Below are 14,270 nucleotides of genomic sequence, written 5' to 3'. Positions count from 1 at the left end.
GCGTTTCACGTGAAACACGCTCACGCCGTCAGCTCGCGCTCCAGAGGCGTACGGAAGCGTGGAGTGATCCGGGCGTCGCCCACCCAGGCCGACAGCCGGGCAGCCTCCGCCTCGATGAGCTGTGAGGCCTCCCTGCCCACATCGGACAGCAGCCGCCACACCGGCTCGCCGTCCGCGCGCTGAGCCCAGCCCCCGACGACCGTGCCGTTCCACCACACCGTCGGCCCGATGTTGCCGGCCCGGTCGAAAAGGGCGGCACGGTGATCGACGGGCAGGTGGAAGCCGCGGTCGGCCCAGCCCATGGCGCTCGGATCGAGACCGGGCAGCAGGGCCGCCCAGGGCTCCGGAGCGGGTTCGTCGGCGAGGTCGCCCGGGGCGACCCAGCCGACGGCCCCGCTGTCGAGGAGGACCTCCTCGGCACCGGCGGCGGCCAGGGCCGTACGCGTCTCCCGGACGCCCCAGCCCGTCCACCACTTCAGATCGCCCTCGGTGCCAGGGCCGTAGGACCGGAGCCAGCGTCCGGCCAGCTCCGCCCGCGCCTGGGCAGGGTCCGACGGGGGCCATGGCTCGGCTGCCGTCCAGCGGAACTGGCTGGAGGTCCATGAACCGCGCGGCCGGTCCCGCCGGATGCGCCCGTCGGCGGCCAGTACCCGGATCACCCGGGAGGCGATCCCCTGCACCGTCTCCTGCCTCGTCCCGGGGAAGACGGTGATCTTCGTGCGCAGCGCGGGTACGGCGGCCGACAGCTCGCTCCCCGTGGCCCGGCCCCGAGCGGTCAGAGCGGCGAGCGTCTGTGTCTCGGTATCGGCGAGCCAGTGCTCGTCCAGCCCCTGGCCGTCCTCCTTCAGATGCTTGAGGAGCTTCCTGCGCTCCTTGGCCGCCACGGCCCGCGCGCTCGACGCGTCGACGGCGGGTGCGACCTCCGTGGACACGGTGAACAGGGTGTTCCGCATGGAGAGCAGCCGCACCAGCGACACGTCCTCGTAGAGCGCCCGCTCCACCGCTCCGGCTCCGGGTTCGGTCAGCCGCGCGCAGACGGAGAGGAAGACCGTGGCGGCATCGGTCGCGTGCAGGGCGACGAGGGCGTCGGCCACCGTGACGGCGGACGCGGCCCGTGCGGACGGGGCCAGCAGATGGCGCCGGCCGAGTCTGACCCGGCGCTGCTCATCGTGGACGCGGTGCACGTGATGCCTCCCGGAGTGCGGAGTACGGGGCTGGGCGGAACGCGCGCGTTCAGAGAGCGAGCTTGAAGCCCACGTGGCTCGCGGTGAAGCCGAGGCGCTCGTAGAAGCGGTGGGCGTCCGTACGGGTGGCGTCCGACGTCAGCTGCACCAACTGGCAGCCCTGGCGCCGGGATTCGTCGACCGCCCACTGGATCAGCTGGGTCCCGAGGCCGCTGCCGCGCTCATCCGCGTGGACGCGGACGCCCTCGACGATGGAACGGGTCGCACCACGCCGGGACAGCCCCGGCACGATCGTCAGCTGGAGGGTGCCCACGACCTTGCCCTGGCGCACCGCCACGGTCAGATGCTGATTCGGGTCGTCGACGAGCCGCCGGAACGCGGCGAGGTACGGGTCGAGATCGTCCGGGGACTCACGCTGCGCGCCCAGCGGGTCGTCGGCGAGCATGGCCACGATGGCGGGGATGTCCGCGGAAACGGCGGGACGTATGTCGAGATCGCTCATGATCGGCAGACTACGCAACCCACCGGCTCAGGCGGGGACCTTCAGTGCCTCGACCGTCCGGACCAGCGGGGCGAGCTCCGGGTTCTCGGCGGCCTCGTCGAGAGCGGCGCGGAGCGCGGTGTCGTTGGTCGGCCTGGCCTCGCTCAGCAGCGTGAGACCCGCTTCGGTGACGTCCGTGTAGATGCCCCGCCGGTCCGTGTCACAGAGGTACCGGGTGAGCAGCCCGCGGTCCTCGAGCCGGGTGACCAGCCGGGTGGTGGCGCTCTGGCTCAGCACCACGGCGTCCGCCACCTGCTTCATCTGCAGGTGGCCGCCCGTGCCGCTGTGCTGGCGGCTGAGGACATCGAGCAGGGAGAACTCGCGCGCGCTGAGACTGTGGTGGGACTGCAGGGCCCGTTCGATGCGGGCCTCGATCTTCCCGTGGAGCAGGGAGAGGGCACACCAGCTCTGGGCGAGGGCCGTCAGTGCGGGGTCTGTCGCTGTCATGTTCTCTCCTCCGTACGGGAGCTGCTTCCCTCCAGGATAGGGCACGTGCGCAATAGCCCGCGCTTGCAATTAACAGGCGTCTGCAATTATTGTGGACGCTCGTAAGACGCAGGCGCACACTTCAGGGAAGGTGGCATCCATGCCGCTCGCGCTCCTCGCCCTCGCCATCGGGGCATTCGGTATCGGCACCACCGAGTTCGTGATCATGGGATTGCTTCCCGATGTCGCGGCTGACTTCCAGGTCTCGATCCCGACCGCAGGCTTTCTGGTCACGGGCTACGCCTTGGGCGTGGTTCTCGGTGCCCCGCTCATGACGATCCTCGGCACCCGCGTGACCAGGAAGCGGATGCTGATGCTCCTCATGGGGCTGTTCATCGTGGGGAACGTTGTCTCCGCGCTCGCCCCCGTCTTCGGCGTGATGCTGGCCGGACGGGTGATCGCCTCGCTCGCCCATGGCGCCTTCTTCGGCATCGGGTCGGTCGTGGCGGCGGACCTGGTCGCTCCGGAGAAGAAGGCCGGTGCCATCGCCATGATGTTCACCGGGCTCACCGTCGCCAACGTCGTGGGCGTTCCTCTGGGCACCTTCATCGGTCAGAGCCTCGGCTGGCGCGTGACGTTCTTCGTCGTCGCGGGGCTCGGCGTCCTGGGGCTCCTCGGCGTGGCGAAGCTCGTTCCTGAGCAGCCGAAGCCCCAGGGTGTGCGGATCCGCCACGAACTGGCCGCGTTCCGCAATGTCCAGGTGCTGCTCGCCATGGCCATGACGGTGCTGGGCTTTGGCGGCGTGTTCGCGGCGATCACCTACATCACCCCGATGATGACGGAGACGGCCGGCTTCGCGGCATCGTCCGTCACCTGGCTGCTGGTCCTCTTCGGACTCGGCATGGTCGGAGGGAATCTGCTCGGGGGGAAGTTCGCCGACCGTCATCTCATGCCGATGCTGTACGTGGCGCTCGGCGCCCTCGCCGTGGTCCTGGCCCTGTTCACGCTGACCGCGCACAACAAGATCGCCGCCGCTGTGACCATCGTCCTCATCGGGGCCCTCGGCTTCGCGACCGTACCGCCGCTCCAGAAGCGTGTGCTCGACCAGGCGGCGGGTGCGCCCACCCTGGCCTCGGCCGTCAACATCGGGGCTTTCAACCTCGGCAACGCGCTCTCGGCGTGGCTGGGCGGCCTCGTCATCGCGGCGGGCTTCGGCTACACCGCACCCAACTGGGTCGGCGCCGTACTCGCGGCCTCGGCGCTGGTGCTGGCGGTGCTCTCCGGCGCGATCGAGCGCCGGGCGGTCACGGCTGGGCGGCCGACTGCCGCACAGGCCGCTGAGCCTGCCGCAGCCGTCGGCCCCGGCGAGTCGGTCCCCACGGCTTCAGCACCGATATCGCGGTGATGAAGAGGTACGTGGCCGTGGCCACCGAGGGTGCGATCACCAGATCGATGTCGGTCGCACCCCGGGCCGCAGCTTCGTCGACGCCGGGGCGGAGCGAGAAGACCGACAGCCCTGTGGTGATCAGGGTCAGCCAGAACTTCGTCCAGACCCAGCGGTGCCGGGCCAGGCCCCATGAGGTGCCGAGCGCCAGCATCAGACCGCTGAGCAGCGAGAGCAGGGCGACCGGTACGACGAGCCAGTCCCCGAAGACCTTCATGGAGCGGGTGGCCGCCTGAGCCATCGAGGCGTCGTGGGTGAGGAACGCGGTGAGGCCGAGAGCCAGCAGCCCTACGGTGAGGCCCAGCCAGCTCACGGACACCGCCACATGGACGACGAGGATGCTGCGGCGCACAGGACGCTTGAGTGGTTTCACGTGAAACACGGTGCCAAGCGCGAGGCGGGCGGTCATCTGACAGCGGGAGTATCCCCGGCTACGCGCCTCGGCGTATCTCCCGCTCTCATGTCCGTGCGTTCTCCGGGCCCGGCTCCCCGGGGCTCAGCCCAGATCGGAGGCGTGCAGCGCGCGTACGCCCTCGATATTGGCGTCCAGATAGTGCCGCAGTGACAGGGGCACGAGATGCACGGCCGCGATTCCGACGCGGCTGAAGGGCACCCGGACGATCTCGTACTCCCCGCAGGGTTCGTCGATCTCGGGGCCGTGCCGGCGCGACGGGTCCATCGATGCCAGGTGGCAGACGAAGAAGTGCTGCACCTTCACGCCTTTGACGCCGCCGCCCGCGATGTGTTCGACGGTGTCGACGAAGCAGGGCACGATATCGACGATCTTGGCGCCGAGCTCCTCGTCGATCTCGCGGTGCAGCGCGTCGACGACGGTGGCGTCCTCCGGCTCGACGCCCCCACCGGGCGTGAGCCAGTACGGGTCGACACCGGGCTTGGTGCGCTTGATCAGGATGAGGTCGTCGCCGTCGAGCAGGACGGCGCGTGCTGTGCGCTTGACCACCGGGCGTTCGGTCATGGCAAGAGAGTGGCCCAGGAAAGCCGGTCTGAAACTCCTGTCGGCCGACCGGTCACCAGTCCACGGCAGCGCGCACCAGCCACTCGTGCGCCCGCGCGATGTGCGGAAGGCCGAGTGTGCCGGTCCTCGCGACCAGGAAATACGTGCGCAGCGGTGGGATCGGAGGGTCCAGGAGAGCCACGACCTCGCCCCGCTCCAGCGCGCCCTCGCAGAGATAGCGCGGCAGCACGGCCAGGCCGGCACCCGCTGCCGCGCACTCCAGAACCGCGCGGAGGTCCGGTGCGATCACGGCGGCGGACGCGGCGGGGCGGCTGTCGAAGACCGTCGCCCAGTAGCGGGCGACCAGCGGAAGGCTCTCGTGCACCTCGACCACCGGCAGCTGTTCCAGGAGGACCGAACCCTTGTGCCGCAGCGCCCCGGGGCCCAGTCGCCCCGCCCAGCGAGGTGCGGCGATCAGGACGTGCTCCTCGTCGCAGAGGGTGGTCGACGTCAGCAGCCCGCCCCGCGGGCGGGCGGTGGTGATGGCCAGATCATGATGTCCGGCGGACAGCCCGTCGAGGGCGTCCTCGGTCTTCGCGAGGAAGCTGCTGCGCAGCGCGAGCCCCTGGGAGATCAATGGGGTCAGTGCGGGCAACGCGCGCAGCGAGGTGAACTCCGGGGGACCGGCCAGGTGCAGTGTCCTCGTCCCCGACTCCTCGTCGAGCCCCACCTCGACGATGTCGACCAGTGCGTCCAGGTGGGGGGCGGCCCGGTGGGCGAGCTCGTCGCCGACGGTGGTCGGGGTCACCCCGCGGGCCCTGCGCAGGAAGAGCGGCCGGCCCAGTTGCCGCTCCAGGGTCCGTATCTGCGAGGTGACGGCGGGCTGGGACAGGCCGAGCAGGGCGGCGGCCCGGGTGAACGATCCGGCCCGGTGCACCGTGACGAACGTGCGCAGCAGGGCCAGGTCCATGGTTCGCCCCCTCCCCCTCGCGGACGCCGCGCCGTCCCGCACCGCCCCTCGCAACCGCCCCAACTATAAATATGTCGATAGGTCGCTGTCGCTACTGTGATTGGACACTGACGCACAGTCAACTAGCCTTGTCCAGGCGGTTCTCGGCGCAGGAACCGGGGCGGTCCGAGTCACGAGGGGGGAGGCTCGGGCCGCTCGTCCCGGGCGGGACCGGTCCGGTGGACGGGGACGCCCGTCCCGGACCGGTCCTGCCAGGACCGAAGGGGAGGGCTCAGCGGGCGGCGGCCGCGTCCAGTGCGCGTTCCACGTCCGCCAGCAGGTCCTCGGGGTCTTCGGCGCCGACGGAGAAGCGGACGAAGCCCTCCGGCACCGCGTCCCCGCCCCAGCGCGCCCGGCGCTCAGCGGTGGACCGCACGCCGCCGAAGCTCGTCGCGTCGTCGACCAGGCGCAGCCCGCCCAGGAAGCGCTCGGCGGTGTCCTTGTCCGCCAGCACGAACGACACCACGGAGCCGAAGCGCCGCATCTGCCGGACGGCCGTCGGGTACGAGGGGTCGCCGGGCAGCCCCGGGTACCGGAGCCCCGCCACGTCCGCCCGCTTGGACAGGGCCTCGGCCAGCGCCAGCGCGGTCGTGCACTGGCGGTCGATCCGGAGCTGCAGGGTCGCCAGCGAGCGGTGCGCGAGCCAGGCCTCCATGGGGCCGGGAATGGCACCGACCACCTTGCGCCAGCGGCGCACACCGGCGCCGAGCTCAGGATCCAGGCAGCTGACGTGGCCGAGCAGGATGTCCCCGTGCCCGGTCATGCCCTTGGTGTCGCTGGCCACCGAGAAGTCCGCTCCCAGTTCGAGGGGGCGCTGGCCGATCGGGGTGGCCAGGGTGTTGTCGACCGCGACCAGGACGCCCTTGGCGTGCGCCGCCTCCACGAGCCTGCGGATGTCACAGACGTCGAGGCCGGGGTTGGAGGGGGTCTCGATCCACAGCAGCTTCGCCCCGTCGAGCAGGGCGAGCTGGGCGTCCCCGCCGGTCGGGGCGGTCCGGACCTCGACGCCGTACGCCTCCAGCTGCTCCCGCACCAGAGGGAGGGCCTGGTAGCCGTCGTCGGGCAGGACCACGGCGTCGCCGGTGCGCGCCTGGGAGAGGAGTACGGCCGAGATGGCGGCCATCCCCGAGGCGAAGACCGTGGTCTCCACCTGCTCCCCCGGCGCCTCCAGCTCGCCGATGGCGCGCTCCAGGTGGGTCCAGGTCGGGTTGGTCTCCCGCCCGTACGTATAGGGGCCGACCGGCTCGCCGGACAGATGGAAGTGCGCGGCGAAGACCGGTCCGGGAAGGGTGGGCTCGTACTGCTCGGGTTCGGGCAGTCCCGCCCGTACGGCCCGTGTCCCGTCGCCCATGGTGCTCATGTCGTCTCCTCGTCTCTCCCCGGTGTGTACCGGTCCGCTCCGCACTGTGTCATCGAGGGACGGATCAGTCCTCGTCGGGGAGCACCACATTGAGCGCCCAGGACACGACGGAGATGATGAGGCCGCCCAGGACCGCCGTCCAGAAGCCCTCGACGTGGAAGCTCACATCGATGACGCCTGCCAGCCAGGAGGTCAGCATCAGCATCAGGGCGTTCACCACCAGGGTGATCAGCCCGAGCGTGAGGATGAACAGGGGGAGGGTGAGCAGCTTCACCACCGGCTTGACGATGAAGTTCACCAGACCGAACAGCAGCGCCACCACGATCAGCGTGAGCACCTTGCGCCCGGTGCTGTCACCGGTGAGCGTGATGTCCTGGAGCAACCAGATGGCCACCGCCAGCGCACCCGCGTTGGCGATCGTCTTGACTACGAAATTCTTCATGTGTCTGATCGTGGCAGACATGATCGGTGGGGAACACCGGCGGTACGGACGAGCACGGGTGCGAGGGGCGGACGGGCGATGAAGGCATTCAGACTGGACGAGCTGGAGGCGGAACGTGCCGCCAACGACGGTGCGTATCTGCAGTTCGTCCGGGAACGCAACATGTCCGTCGGCCTCTACGCCCTGGACGCCGGCGCTCTCGATCCCCAGCAGCCGCACCAGCAGGACGAGGTGTACTTCGTCGTGAGCGGCCGTGCCTCGATCACGGTCGGCACGGAGACCACCCAGGTCGGGCGGGGGAGCGTCGTCTACGTGCCGGCGGGGGCCGCCCACAAGTTCCACCACATCACCGAGGACCTCAGGGTGATGGTGGTCTTCTCCCCGCCGGAGGGCTGACCGGTCCCCGGGCAGGGTTTCCACCGGTATCGGGCTCCCTCGGGTCCCGGGGTTCCCTAGGGGATCGCTCAGGGGACTTCAAGGGCTCCCGGGCCCCCGTCGGCCTTCCCGCGCCTCTAGCATCGAAGCAGGTACTCACAGAGACGAGGTAACGGCGATGGCGGTGCGGGAGATTTTCGCGGGGATGCCCTGGTGGGTGAAGTGGGTCGCGGTGCCGCTCATCGCGATCGTCGTGTTCGGCGGCCTGATCGCGAGCGTGGTCGGGTTCGTCATCGGACTGCTGTTCAAGGCGCTGGTGTTCGTCGTCCTCGTGGGTGGCCTGATCTTCGTCGTACGGAAGTTCATGTCGTCGTCCGAGCGCAGCGACTGGTAGCGCAACCGGGCGGACGCCAGGGCCCGTGGTGCCCGGAGTCCGCTCGACGGGCCGCCGATCCGGCGGTTAGCCCAGCTGAGCTAAGTCGCGGTCGAAACCTCACTCGTGACAGAACGTGCCGATACAGTGGCGTACCGCTGCCGCCAGCTGGGAAATGACGGTCCGTCACCATCCTGCCCAGTGGTTTGTGCGACCGTCCGGTCTCCGGACCCCAGGCTCGCGGCGGGCCCGTGGGGGCGGCCCCCGCGGGAGGGCTGAAAGCCCGTCACCATGCCTGGGGGTGACCTGTGACCACGGCATCGAGTACCGCTGTCCCGACGTTGATCGGTTCGGTTCAGCGGGCGTTGAGACTTATGGAGGCTGTGGGCACCCATCGGGACGGGGCGCCGGCCAAGCAGCTCGCCCGGGAGGCCGGACTTCCCCTTCCCACCGCCTATCACCTGTTGCGGACCCTGACCCATGAGGGATATCTCCGCAGGGAGAACGGCGTCTTCCTCTTCGGGGCCGCGGCCGAGCGCCTGGGCGGAGGCCCCGCGACGCCGCGTCCCGGTGTGATCGTCGAATCGCTCGCCCACTGGGCCGACGTCATCGGCGCCCCCGTGTACTGCGCCCTGTACAAGGACGGCGAGATCGAGATGGTCGCCGTCGCCGACACCCCCGCCATTCCCGCGGTCCGCGAGTGGGCCTCCTTCCGTGAGACGGGCCATGCCCACGCGCTCGGACAGTGCCTCCTCGGGCAGCTCGATGAGCGTGCCCGCGAGGATCACCTGGACCGGCATCCCGTCCGTCCGCTGACGCGTTACTCCGTGAGGGACCGTCAGGCACTGCTCAACCGGCTGAGAGCGATGAAGCGTACGGAACCCGTCGTCGAACGGCAGGAGTACGCCCTGGGGACGGTCTGCGCGGCCATTCCGATCACTGTCGGTTCCGCCGTCGCGGCGATGGCCGTATCCCTCCCCCTGCACCAAGAAGAACGGTTGCTCCCCGCAGTCGAACAACTACGCTGTGAAGTGACCGCTCTCTTGCGCTCGTTCGTGTTCTCTATCAGTATCTGAAAAATCACTCCTTGTGATCTGCTATCGCGTGCATCACGATGGCGTCAATAGGGCCATGGGGGATCATTCCTGGCCAGTTTCATCTACTGCGGGGTTGAACGATGCGCGAGTCGGTTCAAGCAGAGGTCATGATGAGCTTCCTCGTCTCCGAGGAGCTCTCCTTCCGTATTCCGGTGGAGCTCCGGTACGAGGTCAGTGATCCGTATGCGATCCGGATGACCTTCCACCTGCCGGGTGACGCCCCCGTCACCTGGGCATTCGGCCGTGAGCTGCTGCTCGACGGCCTCAACAGCCCCAGCGGTGACGGCGATGTGCACATCGGCCCGATCGAGCCCGAGGGGCTGTCGGACGTGCACATCCGGCTCCAGGTCGGCGCGGACCGTGCGCTCTTCAGGGCCGGCACCGCGCCTCTTGTGGCCTTTCTCGACCGGACGGACAAGCTGGTTCCGCTGGGGCAGGAGCACACGCTGGGTGACTTCGACGGCAATCTGGAAGAGGCGCTGGGCCGCATCCTCGCCAAGGAACAGAACGCCGGCTGAAGAGGAAGCTCCGGCTGAACACCGATCACCGGGAGCCCGGGTCCATGTGTCCGGTGCCCCGGTTCACGCCTTGCGGCGGCGTCCCCTCCCGGTCCGTGCGGGTGCAGGAGCTCCGGCTTCCGCGCCGAGCCCCGTGCGGTCCGCGGAGACCACCAGGGCCGCGAGCGCCGTCGTCACCGGCACCGAGGCGACCAGCCCGATCGATCCGACCAGCGTGCGGACGATCTCCTCGGCCACCAGCTCGCTGTTGGCCACCGTGCCCACGCTGCTCTGTGCGATCGAGAACAGCAGCAGCAGGGGAAGCGCCGCGCCCGCGTAGGCGAGGACGAGGGTGTTGACGACCGAGGCGATGTGGTCGCGCCCGATGCGGATACCCGCCCGGTAGAGCTGTCGTGCGCTCATCGTCGGGTCGGCCTGGTGCAGCTCCCAGACCGCTGACGTCTGGGTCACGGTCACATCGTCGAGCACACCCAGCGAACCGATGATCACACCGGCCAGCAACAGGCCGCTCATGTCGATGTCCGGGTACAGCCCATGGATCAGGCCGGTGTTGTCGTCCGTGTTCCCCGACAGGCTGGCCCAGCCGATGAAGAGCGAGCCCAGCAGCCCGATCAGCAGGAGCGAGATCAGTGTGCCGATGACGGCCACGGAGGTGCGGGCCGTCAGCCCGTGGCAGGTGTAGAGAGCGATCAGCATGATGGCGCTTGCCCCGATCACCGCCACGACCAGGGGATTCGATCCCTGAAGGATCGCCGGCAGGATGAACAACGTCAGTACGGCGAAGGAGACGGCGAGAGCGATCAGCGCCATCAGCCCGCGCAGCCTTCCCACCACGACGACCGCGAGGGCGAAGATCCCGGCGAGCAGTGCCATCGGGAACGAGCGGTCCACGTCGGTCACCGAATACTGCAGGTCCCGGGGTGCGTCGGGGGCGTACGCCACGACCACGCCCTGCCCCTCGCGCAGTTGCCGCGGGGCGTCCGGCTGGACGACCTCGACGAACGTACGGCCCTTGTCGTCGCCCGTGGTCACCTCGACCGTGGCCTTCTTGCACTGCCCCGTCTGCTCGTTGACGGCCTCCCGACCCGACGGCGTCGAGGTGTCACCGGTCGGCGGCACCTGCGAGGCGTTGACATCCGCGCAGTCGACCGACACGACCTTCGTGACCCGTCCGTCCTGGGTCTGCCGGTCGAAGCCGACACCGGTCCGCTCGTGGGCGGGGGCGCCGCCGGGCCAGAACGCCACGAGGCCCACCAGGACCGCGGTGGCGAAGGGGATCAGGACGGCCGCGATGACCTTGCGGAGATGCTTCGACACGGGCGCGGCCGGCCCGTGGCTGTGGGTGTGGCCGTGCGCATGGCTCTGCGTGCTGCCTGATGCGGGGCCGTGGGGTTCGGGGGCGCTTCCGGGGGACGTCACCCGCCGATCATCCCAAGAACGGGGGAGGCCCTCTGGCCAGCACGCCAGAACGGGGGTTAGCGTGGAGCCACATCTGTACACGCGGGAGCTCGGAGCACCGGGCTGAGAGGGCGCTGACCTCCGTACATCCGTACGGGAAACGCTGCGCCGACCGCCGAACCTGTTACCGGGTAATGCCGGCGTAGGGAGTAGGTCTCATGACCACAGCGGACGCACGCACGCCTGCCTCGAAGCGGAATGCGCGGAATGCGCACCTCGCGACGGACGCCTCGGACACCGCCGCCACCGGCGGCGCGGGGAACGACGAGGCCGGGAAGTCCATCGGCTGGCACAAGGGGTACGTCCAGGGCTCGCGCCCGGATCTCCGGGTGCCGGTCCGTCAGGTGCACCTCACCAACGGCAAGGACGTGACGCTGTACGACACGTCCGGGCCGTACACCGACCCCACCACCGACACCGACGTACGCCGGGGGCTCGCCCCGCTCCGCGAGAACTGGATCATCGCCCGCGGGGACACCGAGGAGTACGCGGGCCGTCCCGCGCGCCCCGAGGACGACGGGCTCAAGCACACCTCGCCCCGGGGCGGTCTGCGCAATCTGGACGCGGTCTTCCCGGGGCGCCCGCGGCAGCCCCGCCGCAGCCGCGACGGCCGGCCCGTCACCCAGCTCGCGTACGCCCGCCGCGGCGAGATCACCCCGGAGATGGAGTACGTCGCGATCCGGGAGAACGTCGCACCCGAGGTCGTGCGCGAGGAGATCGCCGCGGGCAGGGCCGTCCTGCCGGCCAACGTCAACCACCCGGAGATCGAGCCGATGATCATCGGCAAGCGTTTCCTGGTGAAGGTCAACGCCAACATCGGCAACTCCGCGGTCACCTCCTCCATCGAGGAGGAGGTGGACAAGATGACCTGGGCCACCAAGTGGGGCGCCGACACGGTCATGGACCTCTCCACCGGCCGCAACATCCACACCACCCGCGAGTGGGTCCTGCGCAACTCCCCCGTGCCGATCGGCACCGTCCCGCTCTACCAGGCCCTGGAGAAGGTCGACGGCCGGGCTGAGGAGCTGACCTGGGAGATCTACAAGGACACGGTCGTCGAGCAGGCCGAGCAGGGCGTCGACTACATGACGGTGCACGCCGGGGTCAGGCTGCCGTACGTCCCGCTGACGGCCCGTCGCAAGACCGGGATCGTCTCGCGGGGCGGTTCCATCATGGCGGCCTGGTGCCTGGCCCACCACAAGGAGTCGTTCCTGTACGAGCACTTCGAGGAGCTCTGCGAGATCCTCGCGGCGTACGACGTGACGTACTCGCTCGGTGACGGGCTGCGCCCCGGATCCATCGCCGACGCCAACGACGAGGCGCAGTTCGCCGAGCTCAGGACGCTCGGCGAGCTCAACACCGTCGCCAAGCGGTTCGGTGTGCAGACGATGATCGAGGGCCCGGGGCATGTCCCGATGCACAAGATCAAGGAGAACATCGACCTCCAGCAGGAGATCTGCGAGGAGGCGCCGTTCTACACGCTGGGCCCCCTGACCACGGACGTCGCGCCCGCGTACGACCACATCACCTCGGGCATCGGCGCGGCGATGATCGCCTGGTGGGGGACGGCGATGCTCTGCTACGTCACGCCCAAGGAGCACCTGGGGCTGCCCAACCGCGACGACGTGAAGACCGGGGTCATCACGTACAAGATCGCGGCGCACGCGGCGGACCTCGCCAAGGGACACCCCGGGGCGCAGGAGTGGGACGACGCCCTGTCGGACGCCCGGTTCGAGTTCCGCTGGGAGGACCAGTTCAACCTGGCGCTCGACCCCGACACCGCGCGGGAGTTCCATGACGAGACGCTGCCGGCCGAGCCGGCGAAGACGGCGCACTTCTGCTCGATGTGCGGGCCCAAGTTCTGCTCGATGAAGATCAGCCACGACATCCGGCGTGAGCACGGGGCCGAACAGGCCGAGATCGAGGCGGGGATGGCCGAGAAGTCCAGGGAGTTCGCGGCGAGCGGCAACCGCGTGTATCTGCCTCTGGCGGACTGACGGGGCGGCCGTGGCGGGGGCCCCAGGAGTCTCCCGCCACGGCCGGGTCCTCGCCACGGGGCCGGTGTGGTCCTCGACCCGGCGTCGTCCGGTCAGGTCTGTCCGGTCGCCATATCGTGCTGATGAAGCATGAGGAGTACCGCCCCGATCACTCCGGCTGATGCTCCGGGCCGCCGAAGTCCGGACTGGTGAAGTCGGGGCTGGTGAAAGTCGGGCGGGGACCGGCCGAGGGGCCGTCCTCCGGGCCGGAGAAGTCCGGCCTGCTGTAGCCGATCTTCGGGATGCGGTTGGCCGACCGGTGCGGCGTGCGTGAGGCGGGGCCCGCGGTCGGGTCGGCCAGCGCGTCGCGGAGGAAGGGCAGGATGCCGCGCTCCAGCAGGGCGTGGCGCCAGGCCTCCCGGGCGCGTGCCACGTCCTCCGGCAGCTCCTCCTCCTCGTCCACGGCCGGGAGCGCGGTGGCTCCGTTGCGCAGGGCGGTGACGAGGAGTCCCACCGCGGCGACGAGGATGGCCGCGGCCGCGACGGCCGCGAAGAACCACCCGGCGGCGACCATGGTCCCGGCGAAGGCCGGGGCGGGGCTGAGCGCCTTCAGGGGGTAGCCGACCACCAGGAATATCAGCGCGGCCGTGCCCGCCAGGACGGGTGCCAGCACGGCGATCACCGCGAGGGTGCCCGCGCCCGTGGGATCGGCCTCGTCCGTGGTGGACCCGAGGACGGATGTCTCGGCGTCCGGTTCCCCCGGTCCGCGCAGCTCGCCGCGGACCTTGACGTAGTGGTCGTACTCGGTGGCCGCCGCGGCGGTGATCAGGGGCGTGGCGTTGAGGGCCATCGTCCGCAGCTGTTCCGCGTTGAGACGGTCGCCGACCCCGTCCAGATCCGGTCGTTCGTGAGCATGACGCAGCGCGTCGGCAAGGATCCGCTCGTACTCGGGGCGGTCCTCGGCCAGCAGGTGCGGAGCGCTTTTCATGTGCATCCCCCGATGCTCCGTAGGGCCTGACCGACCGTACGGGCCGGGCGATCGGGCGGAAACGGAGGAGAGCCTGCGACTGGTACGCCGATGGTAGAGCGCCTACGGCACGGGGTGACAGGGT

The 14,270-nt window shown here is 69.9% G+C and carries 16 protein-coding genes; 6 read left to right on the top strand and 10 right to left on the bottom strand.

What is annotated here, in order from left to right; all coding sequences use genetic code 11:
- Positions 1-20: 20 nt before the first annotated feature.
- Genes JKV81_RS04220 through JKV81_RS04210 form a run of 3 tightly spaced genes read right to left on the bottom strand, consistent with a single transcriptional unit; the run spans position 21 to position 2,172 of the window.
- Entirely contained in the window at positions 21-1,184 is a 1,164-nt protein-coding gene (locus JKV81_RS04220) for a winged helix DNA-binding domain-containing protein (protein WP_202074941.1), read from the bottom strand.
- A gap of 49 nt (positions 1,185-1,233) precedes the next feature.
- The gene (locus tag JKV81_RS04215; protein WP_099173243.1) at positions 1,234-1,686 is read right to left on the bottom strand and encodes a GNAT family N-acetyltransferase; all 453 of its coding nucleotides are present in this window, start codon (positions 1,684-1,686) and stop codon (positions 1,234-1,236) included.
- 27 nt (positions 1,687-1,713) lie between these two features.
- Positions 1,714-2,172 carry a MarR family winged helix-turn-helix transcriptional regulator gene (locus tag JKV81_RS04210; protein WP_099173242.1) on the bottom strand — a complete coding sequence of 153 codons (459 nt, stop codon included), beginning with the start codon at positions 2,170-2,172 and terminating at the stop codon, positions 1,714-1,716.
- 139 nt (positions 2,173-2,311) lie between these two features.
- Between JKV81_RS04210 and JKV81_RS04205 the strand changes: the two genes are divergently transcribed.
- Positions 2,312-3,556 (top strand): MFS transporter, encoded by a 1,245-nt coding sequence (locus JKV81_RS04205; RefSeq protein WP_129264614.1) that lies wholly within the window; start codon positions 2,312-2,314, stop codon positions 3,554-3,556.
- On the opposite strand, the gene JKV81_RS04200 is transcribed toward JKV81_RS04205, so the two are convergent.
- The 5 genes from JKV81_RS04200 to JKV81_RS04180 all read right to left on the bottom strand — a co-directional run bounded on the left by JKV81_RS04200 (position 3,456) and on the right by JKV81_RS04180 (position 7,361).
- Positions 3,456-3,968: a DUF2269 domain-containing protein gene (locus JKV81_RS04200; protein WP_129264615.1), complete on the bottom strand. Its 513-nt coding sequence runs from the start codon at positions 3,966-3,968 to the stop codon at positions 3,456-3,458. The genes JKV81_RS04205 and JKV81_RS04200 overlap by 101 nt on opposite strands.
- A 123-nt stretch (positions 3,969-4,091) precedes the next feature.
- A complete protein-coding gene (locus JKV81_RS04195; RefSeq protein WP_129264616.1) occupies positions 4,092-4,571 on the bottom strand; it encodes an NUDIX domain-containing protein in 480 nt (159 codons plus the stop codon).
- Positions 4,572-4,623: 52 nt separating this feature from the next.
- Positions 4,624-5,520: a LysR family transcriptional regulator gene (locus tag JKV81_RS04190; RefSeq protein WP_129264617.1), complete on the bottom strand. Its 897-nt coding sequence runs from the start codon at positions 5,518-5,520 to the stop codon at positions 4,624-4,626.
- Positions 5,521-5,791: 271 nt separating this feature from the next.
- Positions 5,792-6,919, bottom strand: a complete 1,128-nt coding sequence (locus JKV81_RS04185; protein WP_129264618.1) for a cystathionine gamma-lyase — start codon at positions 6,917-6,919, stop codon at positions 5,792-5,794.
- A gap of 64 nt (positions 6,920-6,983) precedes the next feature.
- A complete protein-coding gene (locus JKV81_RS04180; RefSeq protein WP_099173236.1) occupies positions 6,984-7,361 on the bottom strand; it encodes a phage holin family protein in 378 nt (125 codons plus the stop codon).
- 78 nt (positions 7,362-7,439) lie between these two features.
- Between JKV81_RS04180 and JKV81_RS04175 the strand changes: the two genes are divergently transcribed.
- From JKV81_RS04175 to JKV81_RS04160, 4 genes are all read left to right on the top strand, one after another.
- Positions 7,440-7,757, top strand: a complete 318-nt coding sequence (locus JKV81_RS04175) for a cupin domain-containing protein (protein WP_099173235.1) — start codon at positions 7,440-7,442, stop codon at positions 7,755-7,757.
- A gap of 163 nt (positions 7,758-7,920) precedes the next feature.
- Positions 7,921-8,130, top strand: coding sequence for a DUF5326 family protein (locus JKV81_RS04170; protein ID WP_099173639.1), 210 nt, complete (start codon positions 7,921-7,923; stop codon positions 8,128-8,130).
- Positions 8,131-8,417: 287 nt separating this feature from the next.
- Positions 8,418-9,185, top strand: coding sequence for an IclR family transcriptional regulator (locus tag JKV81_RS04165; protein WP_202074940.1), 768 nt, complete (start codon positions 8,418-8,420; stop codon positions 9,183-9,185).
- A gap of 101 nt (positions 9,186-9,286) precedes the next feature.
- Positions 9,287-9,724, top strand: a complete 438-nt coding sequence (locus tag JKV81_RS04160; RefSeq protein ID WP_030123081.1) for an SsgA family sporulation/cell division regulator — start codon at positions 9,287-9,289, stop codon at positions 9,722-9,724.
- Between the two features lie 63 nt (positions 9,725-9,787).
- Here JKV81_RS04160 and JKV81_RS04155 read toward each other — a convergent pair whose 3' ends face one another.
- Complete coding sequence (locus tag JKV81_RS04155) at positions 9,788-11,143, bottom strand: YibE/F family protein (protein WP_129264619.1); 1,356 nt, start codon at positions 11,141-11,143, stop codon at positions 9,788-9,790.
- Between the two features lie 197 nt (positions 11,144-11,340).
- On the opposite strand from JKV81_RS04155, the gene thiC reads away from it, so the two are divergent.
- Complete coding sequence (gene thiC / locus JKV81_RS04150; RefSeq protein ID WP_202074939.1) at positions 11,341-13,179, top strand: phosphomethylpyrimidine synthase ThiC; 1,839 nt, start codon at positions 11,341-11,343, stop codon at positions 13,177-13,179.
- Positions 13,180-13,327: 148 nt separating this feature from the next.
- Here the strand turns inward: thiC and JKV81_RS04145 are convergent, their stop codons facing one another.
- The gene (locus JKV81_RS04145; RefSeq protein ID WP_202074938.1) at positions 13,328-14,152 is read right to left on the bottom strand and encodes a hypothetical protein; all 825 of its coding nucleotides are present in this window, start codon (positions 14,150-14,152) and stop codon (positions 13,328-13,330) included.
- Positions 14,153-14,270 lie beyond the last annotated feature (118 nt).

The sequence above is a fragment of the Streptomyces silvae genome (genome assembly GCF_016745505.1).
Taxonomy (GTDB): domain Bacteria; phylum Actinomycetota; class Actinomycetes; order Streptomycetales; family Streptomycetaceae; genus Streptomyces; species Streptomyces silvae.
This window is presented reverse-complemented; position numbering and strand designations above follow the sequence as displayed.

Bases quoted from the DNA above. Each gene is read 5' to 3' on its own strand.
- JKV81_RS04215 (WP_099173243.1), bottom strand. From the start codon at position 1,686: ATGAGCGATCTCGACATACGTCCCGCCGTTTCCGCGGACATCCCCGCC.
- JKV81_RS04210 (WP_099173242.1), bottom strand. From the start codon at position 2,172: ATGACAGCGACAGACCCCGCACTGACGGCCCTCGCCCAGAGCTGGTGT.
- JKV81_RS04205 (WP_129264614.1), top strand. From the start codon at position 2,312: ATGCCGCTCGCGCTCCTCGCCCTCGCCATCGGGGCATTCGGTATCGGC.
- JKV81_RS04195 (WP_129264616.1), bottom strand. From the start codon at position 4,571: ATGACCGAACGCCCGGTGGTCAAGCGCACAGCACGCGCCGTCCTGCTC.
- JKV81_RS04190 (WP_129264617.1), bottom strand. From the start codon at position 5,520: ATGGACCTGGCCCTGCTGCGCACGTTCGTCACGGTGCACCGGGCCGGA.
- JKV81_RS04185 (WP_129264618.1), bottom strand. From the start codon at position 6,919: ATGAGCACCATGGGCGACGGGACACGGGCCGTACGGGCGGGACTGCCC.
- JKV81_RS04180 (WP_099173236.1), bottom strand. From the start codon at position 7,361: ATGAAGAATTTCGTAGTCAAGACGATCGCCAACGCGGGTGCGCTGGCG.
- JKV81_RS04175 (WP_099173235.1), top strand. From the start codon at position 7,440: ATGAAGGCATTCAGACTGGACGAGCTGGAGGCGGAACGTGCCGCCAAC.
- JKV81_RS04160 (WP_030123081.1), top strand. From the start codon at position 9,287: ATGCGCGAGTCGGTTCAAGCAGAGGTCATGATGAGCTTCCTCGTCTCC.
- thiC (WP_202074939.1), top strand. From the start codon at position 11,341: ATGACCACAGCGGACGCACGCACGCCTGCCTCGAAGCGGAATGCGCGG.
- JKV81_RS04145 (WP_202074938.1), bottom strand. From the start codon at position 14,152: ATGCACATGAAAAGCGCTCCGCACCTGCTGGCCGAGGACCGCCCCGAG.